Origin of the sequence: Microbacterium ginsengisoli (assembly GCF_000956535.1) — a bacterium.
GTDB lineage: Bacteria > Actinomycetota > Actinomycetes > Actinomycetales > Microbacteriaceae > Microbacterium > Microbacterium ginsengisoli.
In genome coordinates this window covers 49,349-66,115 of record NZ_JYIY01000076.1, presented here as the reverse complement: position 1 = coordinate 66,115, position 16,767 = coordinate 49,349, and the positions used below count along the sequence as shown (strand labels likewise).

Genomic DNA, 16,767 nt, shown 5'->3' with positions numbered 1-16,767 from the left:
AAGGCCCCCGGGATGACCGGGGGCCTTCGTCATTGTGCGGTGCGCGAGGGGGGAGTTGAACCCCCACGCCCTTTCGGGCACTGGCACCTGAAGCCAGCGCGTCTGCCTATTCCGCCACTCGCGCGTTCGGAGAGGATGCCGAGGCATCCGCCCACTCAACCTCCCGAGGATACCACGGGGCCGCGGCCGGCACGCACGTCGGGACGCGTTGTTCACGGCTCCTCCAGGGTGTGCAACTACGATGAAGCAACCCGTCGGCCTGCCTGAGGAGTCACGTGGGACTACTAGACAGCTTCGAGAAAGGTCTCGAGCGCGCCGTCAACGGCGCCTTCGCGAAGACCTTTCGCAGCGGTATCGAGCCCGTCGACATCGCGTCGGCGTTGCGCAGCGACATGGACAAGAAGGCCGCGATCGTCTCGCGTGAGCGCATCCTGGCTCCGAACGCCTTCGTCGTGCATCTCTCCCCGTCCGACGAGGAGCGCATGAGTGCGCTCGGCACCCCGCTGCAGGCGGAGCTGCGCGAGGTCATCACGACCCACGCCCGCACGCAGGGCTACACGCTTCCGTCCGCGCTGACGATCTCGCTCGTCTCCGACGACCGCCTCTCCACCGGCACACTGCGGGTCGAGTCGCAGATCGCCGAGGGTCGCGTCTCCTGGCAGGCGGTCGTGGATGTCGCGGGTCGCCGATACCCGATCGCCGGTGCCCGCACGGTCATCGGCCGTGGATCGGATGCCGACATCACGATCTCCGACGCGGGAGCCAGCCGCACGCACGCCGAGATCCTGTGGGACGGCGAACGCGCCATGGTGCGCGACCTCGGGTCGACGAACGGCACGAAGCTCGCCGGCCGCAAGATCTCCGAGGCGGCACTGCCGAGCGACGCCACCATCTCGATCGGCAACACCAACCTCGTCTTCCGCGTGATCGCATCGACCGAGGCGCCCCGGCGCCCGGCACCCGCGGCGGCCGACGATACGACGCGCGCGTTCGATGTACGCGGCGACAACTGGGGGAGTCCGCTGTCATGAGCGATGTGAGCGAGCTCACACTTCTGCTGCTGCGGATCGGCTTCCTGCTGATCCTGTGGTTCTTCGTGTTCGCCGTCATCTACTCGCTGCGCGCCGACCTGTTCGGCGTACGAGTGCGCAAACTCCCCGACGCCGGGGCCGCATCCGGGCCGGTGCGTGCGGCCGCCCCCGCCGCCGCCACCGCGGCGACCGCAGCCCCCCTCGTCGCCGGCACCGGACCGACCCTCGCGACCTCGCCCACCTCCGCGGCCCGCGCCTCGGCGAAGAAGGGCGGGAAGGCGACATCCGAGAACGCCCATCGCATCGTGATCACGAGCGGGCCCAAGGCCGGACTCGAGCTGACGCTCGGCACCGAGCCACTGACGATCGGGCGCTCCAGCGAGTCCGGTCTCGTCATCCGCGACGACTACACCTCGAGCCACCACGCACGCCTGCTGCTGTGGGGCGAGCAGTGGATGATCCAGGACCTCGACTCGACCAACGGCACGTGGCACGACGGCGACCGCGTCAGCTCACCCGTGCCGGTTCTGCTCGGCGCGCCGATCAAGGTGGGCGCCACGACCTTCGAGCTGCGGGACTGATCGCGCCCGATGGTCTTCCAGGGATCGAGCACAGCGCTCTCGCACACCGGCAAGGTGCGATCGAACAACCAGGACTCCGGCTACGCCGGGTCGAACCTGTTCGTCGTCGCCGACGGCATGGGCGGCCATGCCGGCGGGGATGTCGCGTCGAGCATCGCGGTCGACCGGCTCGAGGAGCTCGACCGCCCGTTCGGCTCGTCGCTCGACGCCGAGCGCGCGCTGCAGGAGACGATCCATGAGACGGCGACCGACCTGATCGACACGGTCGCCACCCGCCCGGAGCTCGCCGGCATGGGCACCACCGTCAGTGCGATCGTGATGGTCGACGACTATGCCGTGATCGCCCACATCGGCGACTCGCGCATCTATCTCTTCCGCGACGGCGCGCTCACCCAGATCACGACCGACCACACCTTCGTGCAGCGTCTGGTGGACTCCGGGCGGATCACGCCGGAGGAGGCGCGCTACCACCCGCGGCGCTCGGTGCTGATGCGGGTGCTCGGCGACATGGACCCCGACCCCGAGGTCGACTCGTTCATCATGCCCACCCGCCCGGGCGACCGGTGGCTGCTGTGCTCCGACGGGCTCTCCGGCGTCGTCGACGACACGCACACGGCGAAGGCGCTCGCGGCGGGCCACGCACCCGCCCGCACCGCCGACATGCTCCTCAAGCAGGCCCTCGACGCGGGTGCCCCCGACAACGTGACCATCGTCATCGTCGACGTCGGGGGGCAGCATCCGGTCTTCTCCGGCACGCCGACGATCGTGGGCTCCGCCTCGAACCCGACGGGCGTCGTCGTCACCGCCGCCCGTCCCGGCCGATCGTCCTGGCTGCACCCGGTGCGGCAGGCCGCGAACGAGCCGACGCACTTCGAGCCGCAGCCGCAGTTCCTCGAAGAGCTCATCGAAGAGGACCGGCGGCGCGCGCGACGCCGGCGGATCTCCTGGATCGTGGGTCTGGTCATTGTCATCGCGCTCATCGCGGCCGCGCTCGCGGGCGCGTACGCCTGGACGCAGACGCGCTACTACGTCGGCGCCGACAACGACACGGTGGTGATCTACCGCGGCATCCAGGCGAATATCGGACCTATCCACCTGTCCGAGCTCTACCAGGACACCGGCATCACGCTCGACTCCCTCGCGCCGTTCGACCGTGCCACGGTGACGGCGACGATCTCCGCCGGCTCCCTCGCCGAGGCGCAGAGCATCGTGGAGCGCATCACTCCCCAGAAGGGATCCGGCGGATGACGACCACCCCGGCCGACGCGCCGATCCAGGCCGACACCGCGGTGCTGCGCGCCCTGCGCCGCATCCGCTCGCCGCAGACCCTGCGCAACCGGGAGCTGGGGCTGCTGATCTTCGCGTGCCTCATCTCCGCGGCCGCGATCGTGCTCGTGCAGCTCGGCGCACTCGGTCAGGTGGATGTCACGATCCTCACCTACTCCGGCGGGCTCACCCTGCTCGCGCTCGGTCTGCACGTCGTGCTGCGGTTCCGGGCACCCAACGCCGACCCGTTCGTGCTGCCGATCGCGACCCTCCTCACCGGGCTCGGCATCGCCGAGATCTACCGCATCGACATCGCGTTCCGCTACACCGGGTGGGCGGCCTACTCCACCCGCCAGCTGGCATGGGCGGCGATCGCCATCGCGGGCTCCATCCTCATCGTGGTGTTCCTGCGCAACTACCGCGTGCTGTTCCGCTTCACGTACGTGTTCGGCTTCGTCGGTGTGCTTCTGCTCGTCCTCCCCCTGATCCCCGGCCTCGCCATCAACGCGAACGCCGCCGTCTGGGTGAACCTCGGCATCTTCTCCTTCCAACCGGGCGAGCTCGCGAAGATCGCCCTCGCGATCTTCTTCGCCGGCTACCTCGTGCGCACACGCGAGAGCCTGTCGTCGGTGGGCAAGCGCTTCCTCGGCATCACGTGGCCGCGCGCGCGCGATCTCGGCCCGCTCCTCGTGGTCTGGGTGATCTCGGTGGGCATCATCGTCGCCCAGCACGACCTCGGCAGCGGCCTGCTCATCTTCGGCATGTTCGTCGGCATGCTCTATGTCGCGACGGGCAAGACCGGCTGGGTGCTGCTCGGCGTCGCGATGGCGGCCGGAGTCGCCGTGGCCGCCGCCCAGGTACTGCCCTACGTCGGTGCCCGGTTCACGAACTGGCTGCACGCGTTCGACCCGTCACTCATCAACAACAGCAGCTACCAGCTCGCGCAGGGCATCTTCGGAATGGCCCACGGCGGCCTGCTGGGCACCGGTCTCGGTCAGGGGCGCCCCCAGATCACGCCGCTCGCGCAGAGCGATTACATCTTCCCGAGCCTCGCCGAGGAGCTCGGGCTCGTCGGAGCCTTCGCGATCCTCTGTCTCTACATGGTCTTCATCAGCCGCGGCCTGCGGGTCGGCATCGCCGGCCAGGACGACTTCGGAAAGCTCCTCGCGACCGGCCTGTCGATCACGATCGCGCTGCAGGTGTTCATCATGGTCGGCGGCGTGACACGGGTCATCCCCCTCACCGGCCTCACCACGCCCTTCCTCGCCGCGGGAGGTTCGTCCCTCGTCGCCAACTGGCTGATCGTCGCCATCCTGCTGCGCATCTCCGACGCCGTGCGTCGCCAGCCGCGGGCGGTGATCGGATGACCCGTCCCGCACGCGTGATCGCGTTCGCCACCGGCATCCGGGGGGAGGCACGATGACCAAAGAGCTCCGGCGCATCAGCATCGTGCTGCTCGCCATGTTCCTCGTTCTCTTCGGCTCGACGAGCATCATCCAGGTCGCGCAGGCCCAGAACCTCGCGGCGAATCCCGCCGACCGCCGCAGCCTCTACGACTCCTACTCGATCGAGCGCGGCGCGATCATCGCGAGCGGCACGGCCATCGCCTCATCGGTGCCGTCGAGCGATGTCTACAGCTGGCAGCGCCAGTATGTCGACCCGCAGATGTGGGCTCCGGTGACCGGATACTTCAACCCCGTGCTCGGGTCATCGACCGGCATCGAGAACGCGATGAACCAGGACCTGAGCGGCACCGGCGGGTCGCAGTTCCTCGCGCGTCTCGAGCAGATCATCTCCGGCAAGCCCGCGCGCGGATCGAACGTGGTGCTCACCCTCGACGCGAGCGTGCAGAAGGCCGCCTACGACGCACTCGGGTCCCTGCAGGGCGCTGTGGTCGCGATCGAACCCTCGACCGGACGCATCCTGGCGATGGTCACGAGCCCCAGCTACGACACCAACTCGCTGGCCGGCCACGACGCGACCCAGGTGAACACGACCTACGACCAACTCGTCGCACAGGCGACGAACCCGCTCTACAACCGGGCGATCGGCGGCAACCTCAACCCGCCCGGCTCGACGTTCAAGCTCGTCACGGCGTCCGCCGCTCTCGCCACGGGAAACTACACGCCGCAGTCCCTGCTCCCCAACGTCGCCAGCTACACGCTGCCGGGCACCTCGACCTCGATCAGCAACGACACCGGAGGCACCTGCGGTCCGGGCGACCAGGTCTCGATCGCCGACGCCCTCCGGCTGAGCTGCAACATCCCGATGGCGGAGCTCGCCGCGCAGCTCGGCGGCGAGACCATCCGCAAGGAGGCCGAGAAGTACGGCTTCAACACGAGCTTCGATCTGCCGATCACCAGCACCGCCTCGGTCTACCCGAGCAACCTCAGCGACACGCGCGCCGCCCTGAGCGGCTTCGGCCAGGGCGATGTGCGCGCGACCCCGCTGCAGATGGCGATGGTGTCGGCGGGCATCGCGAACGGTGGCGTCGTGATGAAGCCGCGCATGGTGGACCAGGTGATCGGGTCCGACCTGTCGGTTCAGCAGACCTTCGGCAACGAGCAGTTCGGACAGGCACTCGACTCGACATTGGATGCGGAGATGGTGCAGATGATGGTCGCCAACGTCAGCAGCGGAATCGCGACGAATGCAAGAATAGACGGCGTCAGTGTGGGCGGTAAGACCGGCACGGCGCAGAACGGTCCCACCGACCCGTACACGCTGTGGTTCACCGGCTTCGCGCCCGCAGAGAACCCGAAGGTGGCCGTCGCCGTGGTCGTCGAGAACGGCGGGGGACGAGGACAATCGGGCAGCGGCAATTCGCTCGCGGCGCCCATCGCAAAGAAGGTCATGGAGGCGGTGCTGGGCAAATGAGACCTACGCAGGGTGCGATGTTCGGGGGACGCTACGAGCTCGAGTCCAGGATCGCCATCGGCGGCATGGGCGAGGTCTGGGAGGCGACCGACCATGTGATCGGCCGCACGGTCGCGATCAAGATCCTCAAGGACGAGTACATGGGGGACCCCGGGTTCCTCGAGCGGTTCCGCGCGGAAGCGCGCCATGCCGCACTCGTGAACCACGAGGGCATTGCGAGCGTCTTCGACTACGGCGAGGAGAACGGCAGCGCCTTCCTCGTGATGGAGCTCGTGCCCGGTGAGGCGCTCTCCACGATCCTCGAGCGCGAGGGGTCGCTCTCGACGGACAAGACGCTCGACATCGTCGCGCAGACGGCGTCCGCGTTGCAGGCGGCTCATGCCGCCGGTCTCGTGCACCGCGACATCAAGCCCGGCAACCTCCTCATCACGCCGGACGGCCGGGTGAAGATCACCGACTTCGGCATCGCGCGCATCGCCGACCAGGTGCCGTTGACCGCCACCGGTCAGGTCATGGGCACGGTGCAGTACCTCTCGCCCGAGCAGGCGTCGGGTCACCCCGCGACCCCGTCGACCGACATCTATTCGCTCGGCATCGTGGCCTACGAGAGCCTCGCCGGAAAGCGCCCGTTCACGGGCGAGTCGCAGGTCGCGATCGCGATGGCGCAGATCAACGAGCAGCCGCCGCCGCTGCCTCCGACGGTCGCCGAGCCGGTGCAGAACTTCGTCATGGCGATGATCGCCAAGAAGCCGGAGGACCGCCCCGGCTCTGCGGCGACCGTGGCCCGCGCGGCGACCGCGCTGCGTCGCGGGGACGTCGCCGCGGCCGCGGCGGCCGTGCCCGCGATCGCCGGTGGGTTCCTCGCGACCGATGCCGCCACCCAGCTGCTGGGCACATCGCCCGCGACGGCAGCGGCGACGCAGCTGCTCGCGGCGGCTCCGGTGGCAGCCACGGAGCAGAAGCGCAAGCGCAGCCCGTGGACATGGCCCCTGATCGCGCTCATCGCCCTGCTGGTGATCGTCCTCGGCGGCACGTTGATCGCCCTGTTCGCGAACCGGGGCGATTCGGCGCCGCCCTCGACGCCGAGCGTGTCGAGTTCGACCCCGTCGAACAGCCCGACGCCGTCCGAGTCGGCCACCCCGGTGAGCATTGCGAGCCTCAACCTCGTCGGAATGACCTGCACCGAGGCCTTCTCGAAGGCCACGAGTGCCGGCCTCACCCCCGCGACCGGGGCGAACCCGCCGGCAGCACCGTCGAGCGACAAGGTGAACACGGTCGCATCGACGTCGCCGAGCAGTGGCAACGTGCCGGCCGGATCCACGATCACGATCACCTGTTACGGCGCGGTGCAGTCGCTCCCGGCCCCGTCCGCAGGCGTGACCTATGAGATCGCCGGTGTGCCGGTGACGCAGGTTCCGGCGGGAAGCACCGTCACGGTGAAGTGGAGCGCCTACACGTGCCCGAGCGGCACGGGGTCGGTCTCGAGCTACACGGTGCAGATCGTCCAGAACGCGGTGTTCGCGAACGGAACTCAGACGCTCACGGTCGACGCGAACACGACCACCGCGCAGATTCAGGTCACCGGTGCATCCGGCAACCGCGTCGGAGTCACCTACACGGCGACCTGCAGCGGTGGGACCGGGCAGACGCAGCAGACCACGCCGCAGGCGCCCCAGGTGGAGGCGACGATCGTCGGCGCGTCCACCCCGACACCTAGCGCGACCACTCCCTGAACACCCCCTCCATGGGGTCGGTCCTCGGCAGGCCTAGGCTTGCCGAGGACCAAGGAGTGATGTGAGCGACGAACCACGCGTGCTCGACGGGCGCTACCGCCTCGACGAGCTCATCGGACGCGGCGGCATGGCGAGCGTCTACCGCGGCTACGACGTGACCCTCGGGCGCGAGGTGGCCATCAAGCTCCTCGCCCGCGAACTGGCGTCTGACGACGGCTTCCGCACGAGGTTCCGTCTCGAGGCGCAGTCGGCATCGAGGATGTCCCATCCGACGATCGTGCGGGTGTACGACGCGGGGGAGACGACGACGACCTTTCCCGACGGCACCGTGGTGCCGGAGCCGTACATCGTCATGGAGCTCGTTCGCGGCACGCTCGTGAAGGATCTCATCGGCGACGAGCCGCTCTCCGTCGAAGACGCCGTGCGCATCACCGACGGCATCCTCGAGGCTCTGCAGTACTCCCATCGCGCTGGCGTCATCCACCGGGACATCAAGCCGGGCAATGTCATGGTGACGCCGACCGGTCAGGTGAAGGTGATGGACTTCGGCATCGCCCGCGCCGTCTCCGACGGGTCCTCGACGGTGGCCGAGACGACGCAGATCCTCGGCACGGCCTCGTACTTCTCGCCCGAGCAGGCCAAGGGCGAGACGGTCGACGCCCGCGCAGATCTCTACTCGGCGGGCGTCGTGCTGTTCGAACTGCTCACCGGGCATCCGCCGTTCCGGGGCGACACTCCGGTCGCCGTCGCGTACCAGCACGTGAGCGAGGCACCGGCCGCGCCGAGCGATGAGCGCGATGACGTGCCGCCCATCATCGACGCCGTCGTCTCCCGGGCTCTCGCGAAGGATCCCTTCGACAGATTCCCGGATGCCGCGGCCTTCCGCGGCGCGCTCGCCTCCGCGCTCCGGGGGGTCGCGTCCGACGAACCGCCCGCTCCGACGCCCACCGAGGTCTCCGACGTGCTGTTCGCGCCGAGCACCCGCGAGGCGACGGCCACGGCGCAGTCGCTGCGGCGCCTGTCGACGACCCGCGCGACGACGAGGACCTCGCCCGCACCGACCACCCTCTGGATCTGGATCGGAACCGCGATCGCGGCGGTCGTGCTGATCGCCGTGCTCGCCTGGGTGATCGCGGCCCGAGCCGGCGCCGGCGCCGAAGCCCCGCCCCACACGGTGCCCGACGTCGCGCAGGTGGCCTTCACGAAGGCGAGCGGCACGCTCAGCGAAGCGGGCTTCACCGTGCAGCAGCGCGCCGAAGCGAGCACGACGGTCGCGTCCGGCAATGTCATCCGCACCGATCCCGCCGCGGGCACCGTGAGTGCGCAGGGAGCGACCGTCGTGGTCTACGTGTCGACGGGTGTGCCCATGGTTCCCGTGCCGACGCTGCAGGGCCTTTCCCAGGATGCCGCCACCTCCGTACTCACGAACGCCGGCCTCGCTCTCGGCGCGGTGACCCAGCAGGACGATCCGACGGCGAAGTCCGGGACGGTGCTGTCCGCGAGCAGCGCGGCGGGCACCAACGTCCCGGCCGGCACGTCGATCGCACTCGTGGTGGCGACCGGAAAAGTCGCTCTCCCCGACCTGACCGGCTTCACGGTCTCCGCCGCGGAGTCCCAGTTGCAGAAGCTCGGCTTGACCCCTGCGCAGACCAATGATCAGACCTGCACGGCGAGCAAGCCGCCCACGGTGAAGGTGATGTCGGTCGCGCCCGGCGAGGTGCCGATTCAGTCGACGGTCACGCTCACGGTCTGCGTCGGCTGAGCCAACACACCCCGGTGCGGGGAGAGGGCGGATCCGCGCGTCGCGCCATCCGGAATCCCCACGGATTCGAGCCAGGTGCCCAGCAGCAGATATCCGCCCTCGGTGAGCACGCTCTCGGGATGGAACTGCACACCGTCGACCCGCGCAGTGCGATGGGTGATCGCCATGACGGTTCCGCTCGACGTGCGCGCGGTGACCCGCAGCTCGTCGGGGAGCGCCTCCTCGACGACAGCCAGCGAATGGTAGCGTCCGACGATCGCGGGACGAGGCATCCGCGCCAGCACGCCGCTCGCGTCGTGCTCGATGCGCGACGTCATCCCGTGGCGCAGTTCCGGCGCCTCCTCGACGCGCCCGCCGAGGGCCACGGCGATCACCTGATGGCCGAGGCAGACACCGAGCAGAGGGATGTCCCGGCTCATCGCCAGCGCAACGGCCGCGAGCGAGGCCCGAGCGTCCTCGGGCCGGCCGGGGCCCGGCGAGATCACGACCGCGTCGGCGCGCTGCACGAGCGCCTCGACATCGGCCGTCGCGAGATGGGTCGCGTCGCTCACGTCGACCTGCGCCCCGAGCTCGCGCAGATACCCGACGAGGGTGTGGACGAAACTGTCGCGGTTATCGAGGACGACGACGCGTGCGGTCATCCCACCGTGACGTCTTGATTGCTGGTGATCGAGGCGATGAAGGGGAACGCCCAGAACACGAGGCCGTAGAGCACGGCCGCCGCGAGCACGACGAGGATGATGACCCGAACCCACCAGGGGCCGGGCAGGATGCGCCAGAGAGCTCCGTACATCAGGGGGACACCTCCGTGAGGGACGCCGGCGGTCCTGCCGAGCGCGGGGTGAAGGACTCGAACACGCTGTAGGCGACGATGCGCTCGTCCGCCGAGTACATGGGGCTGCAGCTGGTCATCGTCATGTACCGGCCGGAGGCGGGGACATCCGGCACCTGCGGCACCGGTAGCAGCACGTCGACGGCGGTCGGCTTCACGTATTCGAGCGTCCGGAATCGGTAGGTGTACCAGCCGTCGGGGGTCTCGACGACGATCGCGTCACCGACGTGGAGATCGGCGATGCGGTGGAAGGGGGCGCCGAACGTCGTGCGGTGCGCCGCGAGGGCGAAGTTCCCTTCCTGCCCCGGCATCTGCGTCCCCGGGTAGTGCCCGATGCCGATCGGGTCGAGTGTTCCCTGCCGTGTCACTCCGCCGGCGATCGCCACGTTGTAGTCCGAGCCGAAGCGGGGGATGTGCATGGTGGCGAAGATCTGCGCGTTCGCGGGCTGCGGAAGATCGGGCGGCGCCGCGGTCACGGGCTCGCCGCTGGTCGTGGGAGACGGCGAGGGTTCGGTTGTCGCCTCGGTCTGCCACTGCTGCGAGAGGGAGTTTCCGACCGAGTTCTGCTGGGCCCCGATGATGGAGTCGCCCCACCACATCTGCCAGGACACGTAGAGGAGCGCCAGCACTCCGGCCGTGATGAGGATCTCCCCGATGACACCGATCACGCTCACGCGGTGGCGGCGGGGAGCCTGCGGTGAGGCCGACGTCTCCGACGACGACGCGACGGCGCGACGATGGCGACGCAGCGGCGGTTCGGGTTCGGTCACACTCGGATTGTACGTTCCGCGGAGCTGAAGCATCCCCCCGATAGACTGTGCCGCATGGCATCCAAGCGCACGGACGACCAGCGACCCGCAGCCACCTCGGGTGAGCCCGCCCCGAACCCCGCGTGGTTCAAGCCGATCATGATCGGTCTCATGCTCCTCGGCCTCGCCTGGGTGCTCGTGTTCTACCTCAGCGGTTCGCAGTTCCCGATCCCGAACCTCGGCGCGTGGAACCTCGTCATCGGCTTCGGCATCGCCTTCGTCGGGTTCCTCATGACGACCCGCTGGCGCTGAGCCGCGGCATCCGAATTACACCGCTGTCATTCATCCCCACCTGTGGATGACGCTGTGGAAAACTCCGGCGATCAGCCGTAGATCGCGAGCGGGATCAGCATCAGCGCGAACAGCGCGACCGTGACCACGGTCAGCAGCACGATCTGACGCACCCGCTGGTCCCGACGACGCGTCCGCGCGAACACGAGGCCGACGACGGCGCCCGCGACGAGTCCGCCGAGGTGCGTCTGCCACGAGATTCCGAACCCGGGCACGAACCCGATCACCAGGTTCACCGCGAGCACGACGAGGATCCCCGTGATCTGGGCACCGAGGTGGCGGGCGATGATGACCAGCGCGCCGAAGAGCCCGAAGATCGCACCCGATGCCCCGAGCACGGGAGTCGGGAAGGCGAGCAGGGTCACTGCCACCCAGCCGCCGAGCGCACTGATCAGGTAGAGCGCGAGGAAGCGGCCCCTCCCGAGCAACGGCTCCATGATGCGACCGATCATCCAGAGCGAGAGCATGTTGAGCCCGATGTGCAGGATGCTGCTGTGCACCAGTGCGCCGGTCACCAGTCGCCAGGGTTCGAACGTGCCCAGAAGCGACGGGTAGAGCGCGGGCGCGTAGAAGACGAACCACTGCGTCGAGGCCGGGATGATCTGCTGGATCACATAGAAGACGGCCGTGATGGCGATGATCGCGTAGGTCACCACCGGCTGTCCGCGCAGCGCAACGGAGGTCGACCCTCCCGCCCGGCCCCAGCGGCGCTGCGCTCGGGCCTGGGCGGGAGTCTGGTCACGGCGCTGCTGCGCGATGCACTCGGGACAGATGACGCCGACGGCCGCCTGGGTCTGGCATTCGGGGCAGATCGTGCGCAGGCACCGCTGGCAGAGCACGAAGCTCTGCCGGTCGGGATGCCGGTAGCAGAAGTTCTCGCGATTGCGCGCGAAGTCGGCGCTGGTCACCGCTGTGGTCAGGCCGCGACGATGTCGATCGACTCGATGACCACCGGCTCGACCGGACGGTCGCCCGCAGCGGTCGGCACCGCGGCGATGGCATCGACCACGGCGCGCGAGGCGTCGTCGGCGACCTCGCCGAAGATCGAGTGCTTGCCCTGCAGCCACGGCGTCGGGTCGGTCGTGATGAAGAACTGCGAGCCGTTCGTTCCCTCGGCCTTGCCCGTGATGGCGTTCCGGCGGAGTCCGGCGTTCGCCATCGCGAGGAGGTACGGCTTCTGGAAGGTCAGCTCGGGGTGGATCTCGTCGTCGAACTGGTAGCCGGGCCCGCCGATGCCCTGTCCGAGCGGATCACCGCCCTGGATCATGAAGCCGGGGATGATGCGGTGGAAGATGACGTCCTTGTACAGGGCGCCCTCTCCCGGCTGACCCGTCGCCGGGTTGGTCCAGGCCTGCGAGCCGTCCGAGAGGCCGGTGAAGTTCTGCACCGTGCGCGGGGCGTGGTCCCCGAAGAGGTTGACGAGGATGTCGCCGTGGTTCGTGTGGATGGTGGCGACTGCCGTGTGAAGAGCCATGCGTACATTCTCACAGAGTTCCCTGCAACCCCGCCCGGCCGCGGCGCCCGATTCTGGCAATATGGGCGGTACCCATCCCATCGAAAAGGGGGTCCGCTCGTGAGTCTCACCCGCAAGCGCAAGAAGGAGCTGCGCAAGCTCCAGAACCAGGTGAACAAGCTGTGGGAAGCCCAGCAGGTCGTGCTCGGCGAGGCTGCCGGCGCCGCCCGCGAGGCCGGCCGGCAGCTCGGCAACTACAACCGTGAGCACGTGGTTCCGGCCGTGCAGCAGGGGTACGAGACCTATGCGGCTCCCTACGTCGACCGTGGGGTGAAGGCGTCCAAGCGCGTGCTGAGTGACGCCGTCGTGCCGGCGGCCGGTGCTCTCGTCGGTGGTGCTCTGTCGGTATGGGATGCCGCGAACGACACACGTGGCCGCATCGCCGCGGGCCGTGGCCTCGAGCTTCCCGATGCGGCGCTGTTCCAGAAGCGCGCCGCCGGCTACAGCAAGAAGGCGACGAAGAAGCTGTCCGCCAAGCTCGCGGCGCTCGAGCCGCAGCGCAAGGGCATCGGCGCGGGCGGGGTGATCGCCATCATCCTCGGTGCGGCCGCTGCCATCGGTGTGCTCTACGCCGCGTGGCAGACCCTGCGCGCCGACGACGAGCTGTGGGTCGCGGACGACCCGCTGCGCGCGCCCGACGCCTGAGTCGCGAACATTGAGGGGGCGGGAGGATGTCGACATCCTCCCGCCCCCTTCGCGCGCGTGGTGGTCAGTCGATGAGGCCGGCGAAGCGTAGCGAGATGTCGACCAGGCTCACCCGGCGCAGGGCAGCGACCTCGGTGAGCGAGAACCACCGCGCCTCGTCCGTCGAGCCGTCGGCCTCGTTGCGTAGCGCGCCTCCCACGGTCTCCGCGCGGTAGATGATCCTCAGCGCGTGAAGGGGTGACGCCGCTCCCGGGAACCGCTTTCCCGCCGGGATCACCTGCGAATCGATGCCGAGCAGCGCGCCGATGCGGGCCTCGTAGCCGGTCTCCTCGTCCACCTCGCGGCGAGCGGCGTCGATCGGGTCCTCTCCGGGGTCGATGCCCCCGCCCGGCATCGTCCATCCGCTCCGGCCGCCTTCGTTCCAGTGGGCGAGGAGCACCCTCCCCTCCGCATCGGTGATGACGGCGTACGCGGCGACCCGGATGTCCATGTCCGAAGCCTACGACCCGTGCTCTCGGGGCGGGCTGGGCGGACGGGCGTACACTGACCGGCACGCCTGACATCGCCACCTTCCTCACCACTTGGCGCGCCGATCCCCTCACGATCGTCGTGCTGCTCGTCGCGGGCGCAAGCTATCTCTGGGGCGTGAGAGCCGCAGGCCGCCGCGGGGTGGAGTGGCCGCTGACGCGCACGCTGCTGTTCTTCGGTCTGGGCCTCGGCTCGTACGCGGTCGTGGAGCTCGGATTCCTCGGCGTCTATTCCGGCGAGCTTCGCTGGGCATTCACGACCCGCATCGCACTGCTGATCTTCGTGGTTCCGGCCGGAGTGGTGGTGGGCCGCCCTCTCGAGCTCGCCGAGGCGGCGACCGGCCCGACCGGCGCGGCGCGCATCGCTCGACTCCTCGCCTCGCGGCTCGTGCGCCTGTTCGGAAATGCGATGTTCGCGACCGTCTTCGTCGCCGCGATCTTCTGCGTCTTCCTCACGCCTCTCGCCGGTGCCCTGCGCTCGAACCCGCTGACCGATGCCCTCCTGGGGGTGATCGTCCCGATTGTCGGGGTGGTTCTGGTCCTGCCGATGGCTGCGCTCTCCGCGGTGCACACCGGTCTGTTCATCACCATCGAGTTCCTGCTGGCCTTCGTCGAGCTGCTCATCGACTCGGTGCCCGGCATCCTGCTGCGACTCAACGACTCGGTGGTGGATGCCGCGGCCACCACGACCTCCTCGCTCGGGTGGTGGCCGAACCCCTTGCACGACCAGCACCTCGCAGGTGACATGCTGTGGTTCATCGCCGAGGTCGCAGACGTGCCGGTGCTCGTCATCCTGCTCCTGCGATGGATGCGCAGCGATCGACGCGAGGCCACCCAGTACGACGAGCTCGACGACGACGAGTACGAGCGTCTGACCCAGGAGCACCTGCGCGGGGGCCGCGCCGAGAGCGCCTGACCCGGCGTTCATCGGGTTGTGGAAAACCCCCTCGCGCGTCGGCGACGCGTGGCTAGCGTGGCGCTGTGTTGCCCGATGCGGAGGAGACGATCGCGCAGGTCGAGGCGGATGCCCGCCTGACCCAGGAGCGCGCTGACAAGATGCCGGCCTTCCAGGCCGCGATGGCGGAGGTGCGCGGCAGCGCGTACTCGGCCGCCAAGGACGTGTTCGTCGAGGTGGATGCCACCGGTCGGGTGACCGGCCTCCGCCTCGGCGATCAGGCCGTTGCGCGCGGTGCGCGACGGCTCACCCAGGAGATCCTCGCGGTGATCGCGGTCGCCCAGGACGACGTGCAGGAGAAGGCGCTGCGGCGCGTGTCCCGGTTGCTCGGTGACGACGACCCGATCGTCAGCGAGCTTCGCGCCGCGGCATCCGCGCCCCCCGTGGAGAGGACGACGTGATGGGCGACGAGATCGCGCTCGACTTCGACAGGCTGAGGCATCACGCCGCGCTCGTCGAATCTCTCGCCGACGACGTGACCCGGGCGATCGGCGCACTGCGCGGGGGCGATCTCGCCTCGGACGCGTTCGGCATCCTGTGCGCGTTCCTCGTGCCTCCCTCGCTCGCGATGACCGCAGCGGCCACGGGCATGTTCGGTACGAACGAGTCATTGCTGCTGCGCACGGCAGGGCAGCTGCGGGGCACGGCTCAGCAGTGGGAGCAGCTCGAGGCCGACATCGTCACGACACTGCATGATCTCGAGAGGGCGATGGACTGATGACCCCTTCTGCACAGACGCTCGCCGCCCCCTACGCGGGTACTCGCCTTCTCGAGGACGGCCGGGCGTTGTCGACCGCGATCCAGAACGGCAACTGGCTCGATGGCGGCATCGCGTTCTTCGACACCCTCAGCAGCGCTGCCGCCGCCGCGGCCGATCCGATCGGAACGATCGCGAGCGCCGGACTCGGGTGGGTGATCAACCTTCTCGGCCCGCTCAAGTCCTGGCTGGAACAGCTCGCCGGGAGCGAGGCGAGTGTCAGCGGCGTCGCGTCCCAGTGGACGAGCGCGGGTGCGTCGATGCGCAGCGCCGGGTCGACGCTCGCCGCGCGGACGAGCGATCTCGAGGGGCTGTCGGGAGCGACGGTGATCGCGTATCTGCGGTTCGCGCAAGAGACGTCGCGTCAGTTGACCGCTTCCGGCGATTGGGCGGATTCGGTCTCGAGCGGACTGACGACAGCCTCAGGTCTCGTGGCGCGTATGCAGAGCGTCGTGAAGTCGGCGATCTCGAAGGTGCTCGCCACGGCGATCGAAGCCATGGCGGTGGTGGCGGCATCCTTCGGACTCGGAATGGGCTACGCGATCGCCCGGGTCGTCACGCGCGTCAACGAGATGGTCAACAAGGTCGCGAAGCCCATCGTGCAGGTGCTGCGGTCGGTGAAGTCGCTCGTCGGCTTCGTGCAGCAGATGCGGTCCCTGTTCGACAGCACGTCGTCGCTCATCGCGACGCTGGCCGGCAACTCGCCTGCAGCGACGGTCGTGACCGCCGGCGGGACCGTGGATGCCGCGGCCGCGACGCAGCTCGGATCCACGGGCTATGACCGACTCACCCTCGCGGGCGGCGCTGCAGACCTCGACCGCACGCGCATCGACGCCGGGATGACCGGCATCGGCGCCCCGGGCTCGGCGACGGGGGTCGCCGCACTCACCGTCGACGGCTCGATGGGTGGAGGGGTATCCGGAGGAGCGGGCTTCTCGATCGCATCGGCCGGTGCGCCGACGAGCACGGGCATCTCCGCCGCGGGCCTCGTGGGATCGACCTCGGCGGGAACGGATCCCGCCGGAACCGTCGCCGGCACGACGGCCGCCGGTGCGGCGGCCGCGCGGATGATGCATCCCGGCGTCGCCGGAGCGGGTCCGATGTCCGATCAGAGATCGGCCGCCCCGCAACGCGGGGGAAAGCGACGGGGCGTACGTATCGTCTCGGACGACGACGACTGAGTTCGCA

Annotated in this window: 19 protein-coding genes and 1 tRNA gene; 13 read left to right on the top strand and 7 right to left on the bottom strand. The window is 69.3% G+C overall.

What is annotated here, in order from left to right; genetic code table 11:
* Window positions 1-40: 40 nt before the first annotated feature.
* A tRNA-Leu gene (locus RR49_RS09945) sits at window positions 41-124 on the bottom strand.
* A 151-nt stretch (window positions 125-275) separates the two neighbouring features.
* Between RR49_RS09945 and RR49_RS09940 the strand changes: the two genes are divergently transcribed.
* The 7 genes from RR49_RS09940 to pknB all read left to right on the top strand — a co-directional run bounded on the left by RR49_RS09940 (window position 276) and on the right by pknB (window position 9,250).
* The gene (locus RR49_RS09940; protein ID WP_045247930.1) at window positions 276-1,031 is read left to right on the top strand and encodes an FHA domain-containing protein; all 756 of its coding nucleotides are present in this window, start codon (window positions 276-278) and stop codon (window positions 1,029-1,031) included.
* A gap of 5 nt (window positions 1,032-1,036) precedes the next feature.
* On the top strand, window positions 1,037-1,612 hold the full coding sequence (locus RR49_RS09935; RefSeq protein WP_045248012.1) for an FHA domain-containing protein FhaB/FipA: 576 nt from the start codon (window positions 1,037-1,039) through the stop codon (window positions 1,610-1,612).
* Between the two features lie 9 nt (window positions 1,613-1,621).
* Complete coding sequence (locus RR49_RS09930) at window positions 1,622-2,860, top strand: Stp1/IreP family PP2C-type Ser/Thr phosphatase (protein WP_045247929.1); 1,239 nt, start codon at window positions 1,622-1,624, stop codon at window positions 2,858-2,860.
* Window positions 2,857-4,245, top strand: coding sequence for an FtsW/RodA/SpoVE family cell cycle protein (locus RR49_RS09925; protein WP_045247928.1), 1,389 nt, complete (start codon window positions 2,857-2,859; stop codon window positions 4,243-4,245). Before RR49_RS09930 ends, RR49_RS09925 begins: the two co-directional genes overlap by 4 nt.
* A gap of 52 nt (window positions 4,246-4,297) precedes the next feature.
* Window positions 4,298-5,755 carry a peptidoglycan D,D-transpeptidase FtsI family protein gene (locus tag RR49_RS09920; protein WP_045247927.1) on the top strand — a complete coding sequence of 486 codons (1,458 nt, stop codon included), beginning with the start codon at window positions 4,298-4,300 and terminating at the stop codon, window positions 5,753-5,755.
* On the top strand, window positions 5,752-7,488 hold the full coding sequence (locus tag RR49_RS09915; RefSeq protein ID WP_045247926.1) for a protein kinase domain-containing protein: 1,737 nt from the start codon (window positions 5,752-5,754) through the stop codon (window positions 7,486-7,488). The genes RR49_RS09920 and RR49_RS09915 overlap by 4 nt, the downstream gene beginning before the upstream one ends.
* A 61-nt stretch (window positions 7,489-7,549) precedes the next feature.
* Window positions 7,550-9,250 carry a Stk1 family PASTA domain-containing Ser/Thr kinase gene (pknB, locus tag RR49_RS09910; protein ID WP_045247925.1) on the top strand — a complete coding sequence of 567 codons (1,701 nt, stop codon included), beginning with the start codon at window positions 7,550-7,552 and terminating at the stop codon, window positions 9,248-9,250.
* Here pknB and RR49_RS09905 read toward each other — a convergent pair.
* From RR49_RS09905 to RR49_RS09895, 3 genes are read right to left on the bottom strand one after another with little or no spacing between them, the layout of a single operon-like run.
* Window positions 9,214-9,891: an anthranilate synthase component II gene (locus tag RR49_RS09905; RefSeq protein WP_045247924.1), complete on the bottom strand. Its 678-nt coding sequence runs from the start codon at window positions 9,889-9,891 to the stop codon at window positions 9,214-9,216. The two genes, pknB and RR49_RS09905, sit on opposite strands and share 37 nt — an antisense overlap.
* Window positions 9,888-10,043, bottom strand: a complete 156-nt coding sequence (locus tag RR49_RS15880; RefSeq protein WP_045247923.1) for a hypothetical protein — start codon at window positions 10,041-10,043, stop codon at window positions 9,888-9,890. The genes RR49_RS09905 and RR49_RS15880 overlap by 4 nt, the downstream gene beginning before the upstream one ends.
* Window positions 10,043-10,852 carry a class E sortase gene (locus RR49_RS09895; RefSeq protein ID WP_235557456.1) on the bottom strand — a complete coding sequence of 270 codons (810 nt, stop codon included), beginning with the start codon at window positions 10,850-10,852 and terminating at the stop codon, window positions 10,043-10,045. Before RR49_RS09895 ends, RR49_RS15880 begins: the two co-directional genes overlap by 1 nt.
* Window positions 10,853-10,906: 54 nt before the next feature.
* On the opposite strand from RR49_RS09895, the gene RR49_RS09890 reads away from it, so the two are divergent.
* Window positions 10,907-11,143: a cell division protein CrgA gene (locus tag RR49_RS09890; RefSeq protein WP_045247922.1), complete on the top strand. Its 237-nt coding sequence runs from the start codon at window positions 10,907-10,909 to the stop codon at window positions 11,141-11,143.
* Window positions 11,144-11,214: 71 nt separating this feature from the next.
* Here the strand turns inward: RR49_RS09890 and RR49_RS09885 are convergent, their stop codons facing one another.
* Both RR49_RS09885 and RR49_RS09880 read right to left on the bottom strand, forming a co-directional pair.
* Window positions 11,215-12,090, bottom strand: a complete 876-nt coding sequence (locus tag RR49_RS09885; RefSeq protein ID WP_045247921.1) for a rhomboid family intramembrane serine protease — start codon at window positions 12,088-12,090, stop codon at window positions 11,215-11,217.
* An 8-nt stretch (window positions 12,091-12,098) separates the two neighbouring features.
* Window positions 12,099-12,656 (bottom strand): peptidylprolyl isomerase, encoded by a 558-nt coding sequence (locus tag RR49_RS09880; protein ID WP_045247920.1) that lies wholly within the window; start codon window positions 12,654-12,656, stop codon window positions 12,099-12,101.
* Window positions 12,657-12,755: 99 nt separating this feature from the next.
* Here RR49_RS09880 and RR49_RS09875 point away from each other — a divergent pair, with 99 nt between their 5' ends.
* Window positions 12,756-13,340 (top strand): hypothetical protein, encoded by a 585-nt coding sequence (locus RR49_RS09875; RefSeq protein WP_045247919.1) that lies wholly within the window; start codon window positions 12,756-12,758, stop codon window positions 13,338-13,340.
* 64 nt (window positions 13,341-13,404) lie between these two features.
* Here the strand turns inward: RR49_RS09875 and RR49_RS09870 are convergent, their stop codons facing one another.
* Window positions 13,405-13,830 carry an NUDIX hydrolase gene (locus RR49_RS09870; protein ID WP_045247918.1) on the bottom strand — a complete coding sequence of 142 codons (426 nt, stop codon included), beginning with the start codon at window positions 13,828-13,830 and terminating at the stop codon, window positions 13,405-13,407.
* A 119-nt stretch (window positions 13,831-13,949) separates the two neighbouring features.
* On the opposite strand from RR49_RS09870, the gene RR49_RS09865 reads away from it, so the two are divergent.
* From RR49_RS09865 to RR49_RS09850, 4 genes are all read left to right on the top strand, one after another.
* Window positions 13,950-14,783 carry a cytochrome c oxidase assembly protein gene (locus RR49_RS09865; protein WP_048808965.1) on the top strand — a complete coding sequence of 278 codons (834 nt, stop codon included), beginning with the start codon at window positions 13,950-13,952 and terminating at the stop codon, window positions 14,781-14,783.
* A gap of 65 nt (window positions 14,784-14,848) precedes the next feature.
* Entirely contained in the window at window positions 14,849-15,223 is a 375-nt protein-coding gene (locus RR49_RS09860) for a YbaB/EbfC family nucleoid-associated protein (protein WP_045247917.1), read from the top strand.
* On the top strand, window positions 15,223-15,540 hold the full coding sequence (locus RR49_RS09855) for a hypothetical protein (protein WP_045247916.1): 318 nt from the start codon (window positions 15,223-15,225) through the stop codon (window positions 15,538-15,540). The genes RR49_RS09860 and RR49_RS09855 overlap by 1 nt, the downstream gene beginning before the upstream one ends.
* Window positions 15,540-16,760, top strand: coding sequence for a hypothetical protein (locus RR49_RS09850; RefSeq protein WP_045247915.1), 1,221 nt, complete (start codon window positions 15,540-15,542; stop codon window positions 16,758-16,760). Before RR49_RS09855 ends, RR49_RS09850 begins: the two co-directional genes overlap by 1 nt.
* Window positions 16,761-16,767: the final 7 nt, after the last annotated feature.

What these genes read in the sequence shown, in the direction of transcription:
- RR49_RS09930 (WP_045247929.1), top strand. Translation starts at nt 1,622, where the DNA reads ATGGTCTTCCAGGGATCGAGCACAGCGCTCTCGCACACCGGCAAGGTG.
- RR49_RS09925 (WP_045247928.1), top strand. Translation starts at nt 2,857, where the DNA reads ATGACGACCACCCCGGCCGACGCGCCGATCCAGGCCGACACCGCGGTG.
- RR49_RS09920 (WP_045247927.1), top strand. Translation starts at nt 4,298, where the DNA reads ATGACCAAAGAGCTCCGGCGCATCAGCATCGTGCTGCTCGCCATGTTC.
- RR49_RS09915 (WP_045247926.1), top strand. Translation starts at nt 5,752, where the DNA reads ATGAGACCTACGCAGGGTGCGATGTTCGGGGGACGCTACGAGCTCGAG.
- RR49_RS09905 (WP_045247924.1), bottom strand. Translation starts at nt 9,891, where the DNA reads ATGACCGCACGCGTCGTCGTCCTCGATAACCGCGACAGTTTCGTCCAC.
- RR49_RS15880 (WP_045247923.1), bottom strand. Translation starts at nt 10,043, where the DNA reads ATGTACGGAGCTCTCTGGCGCATCCTGCCCGGCCCCTGGTGGGTTCGG.
- RR49_RS09890 (WP_045247922.1), top strand. Translation starts at nt 10,907, where the DNA reads ATGGCATCCAAGCGCACGGACGACCAGCGACCCGCAGCCACCTCGGGT.
- RR49_RS09880 (WP_045247920.1), bottom strand. Translation starts at nt 12,656, where the DNA reads ATGGCTCTTCACACGGCAGTCGCCACCATCCACACGAACCACGGCGAC.
- RR49_RS09870 (WP_045247918.1), bottom strand. Translation starts at nt 13,830, where the DNA reads ATGGACATCCGGGTCGCCGCGTACGCCGTCATCACCGATGCGGAGGGG.
- RR49_RS09855 (WP_045247916.1), top strand. Translation starts at nt 15,223, where the DNA reads ATGGGCGACGAGATCGCGCTCGACTTCGACAGGCTGAGGCATCACGCC.
- RR49_RS09850 (WP_045247915.1), top strand. Translation starts at nt 15,540, where the DNA reads ATGACCCCTTCTGCACAGACGCTCGCCGCCCCCTACGCGGGTACTCGC.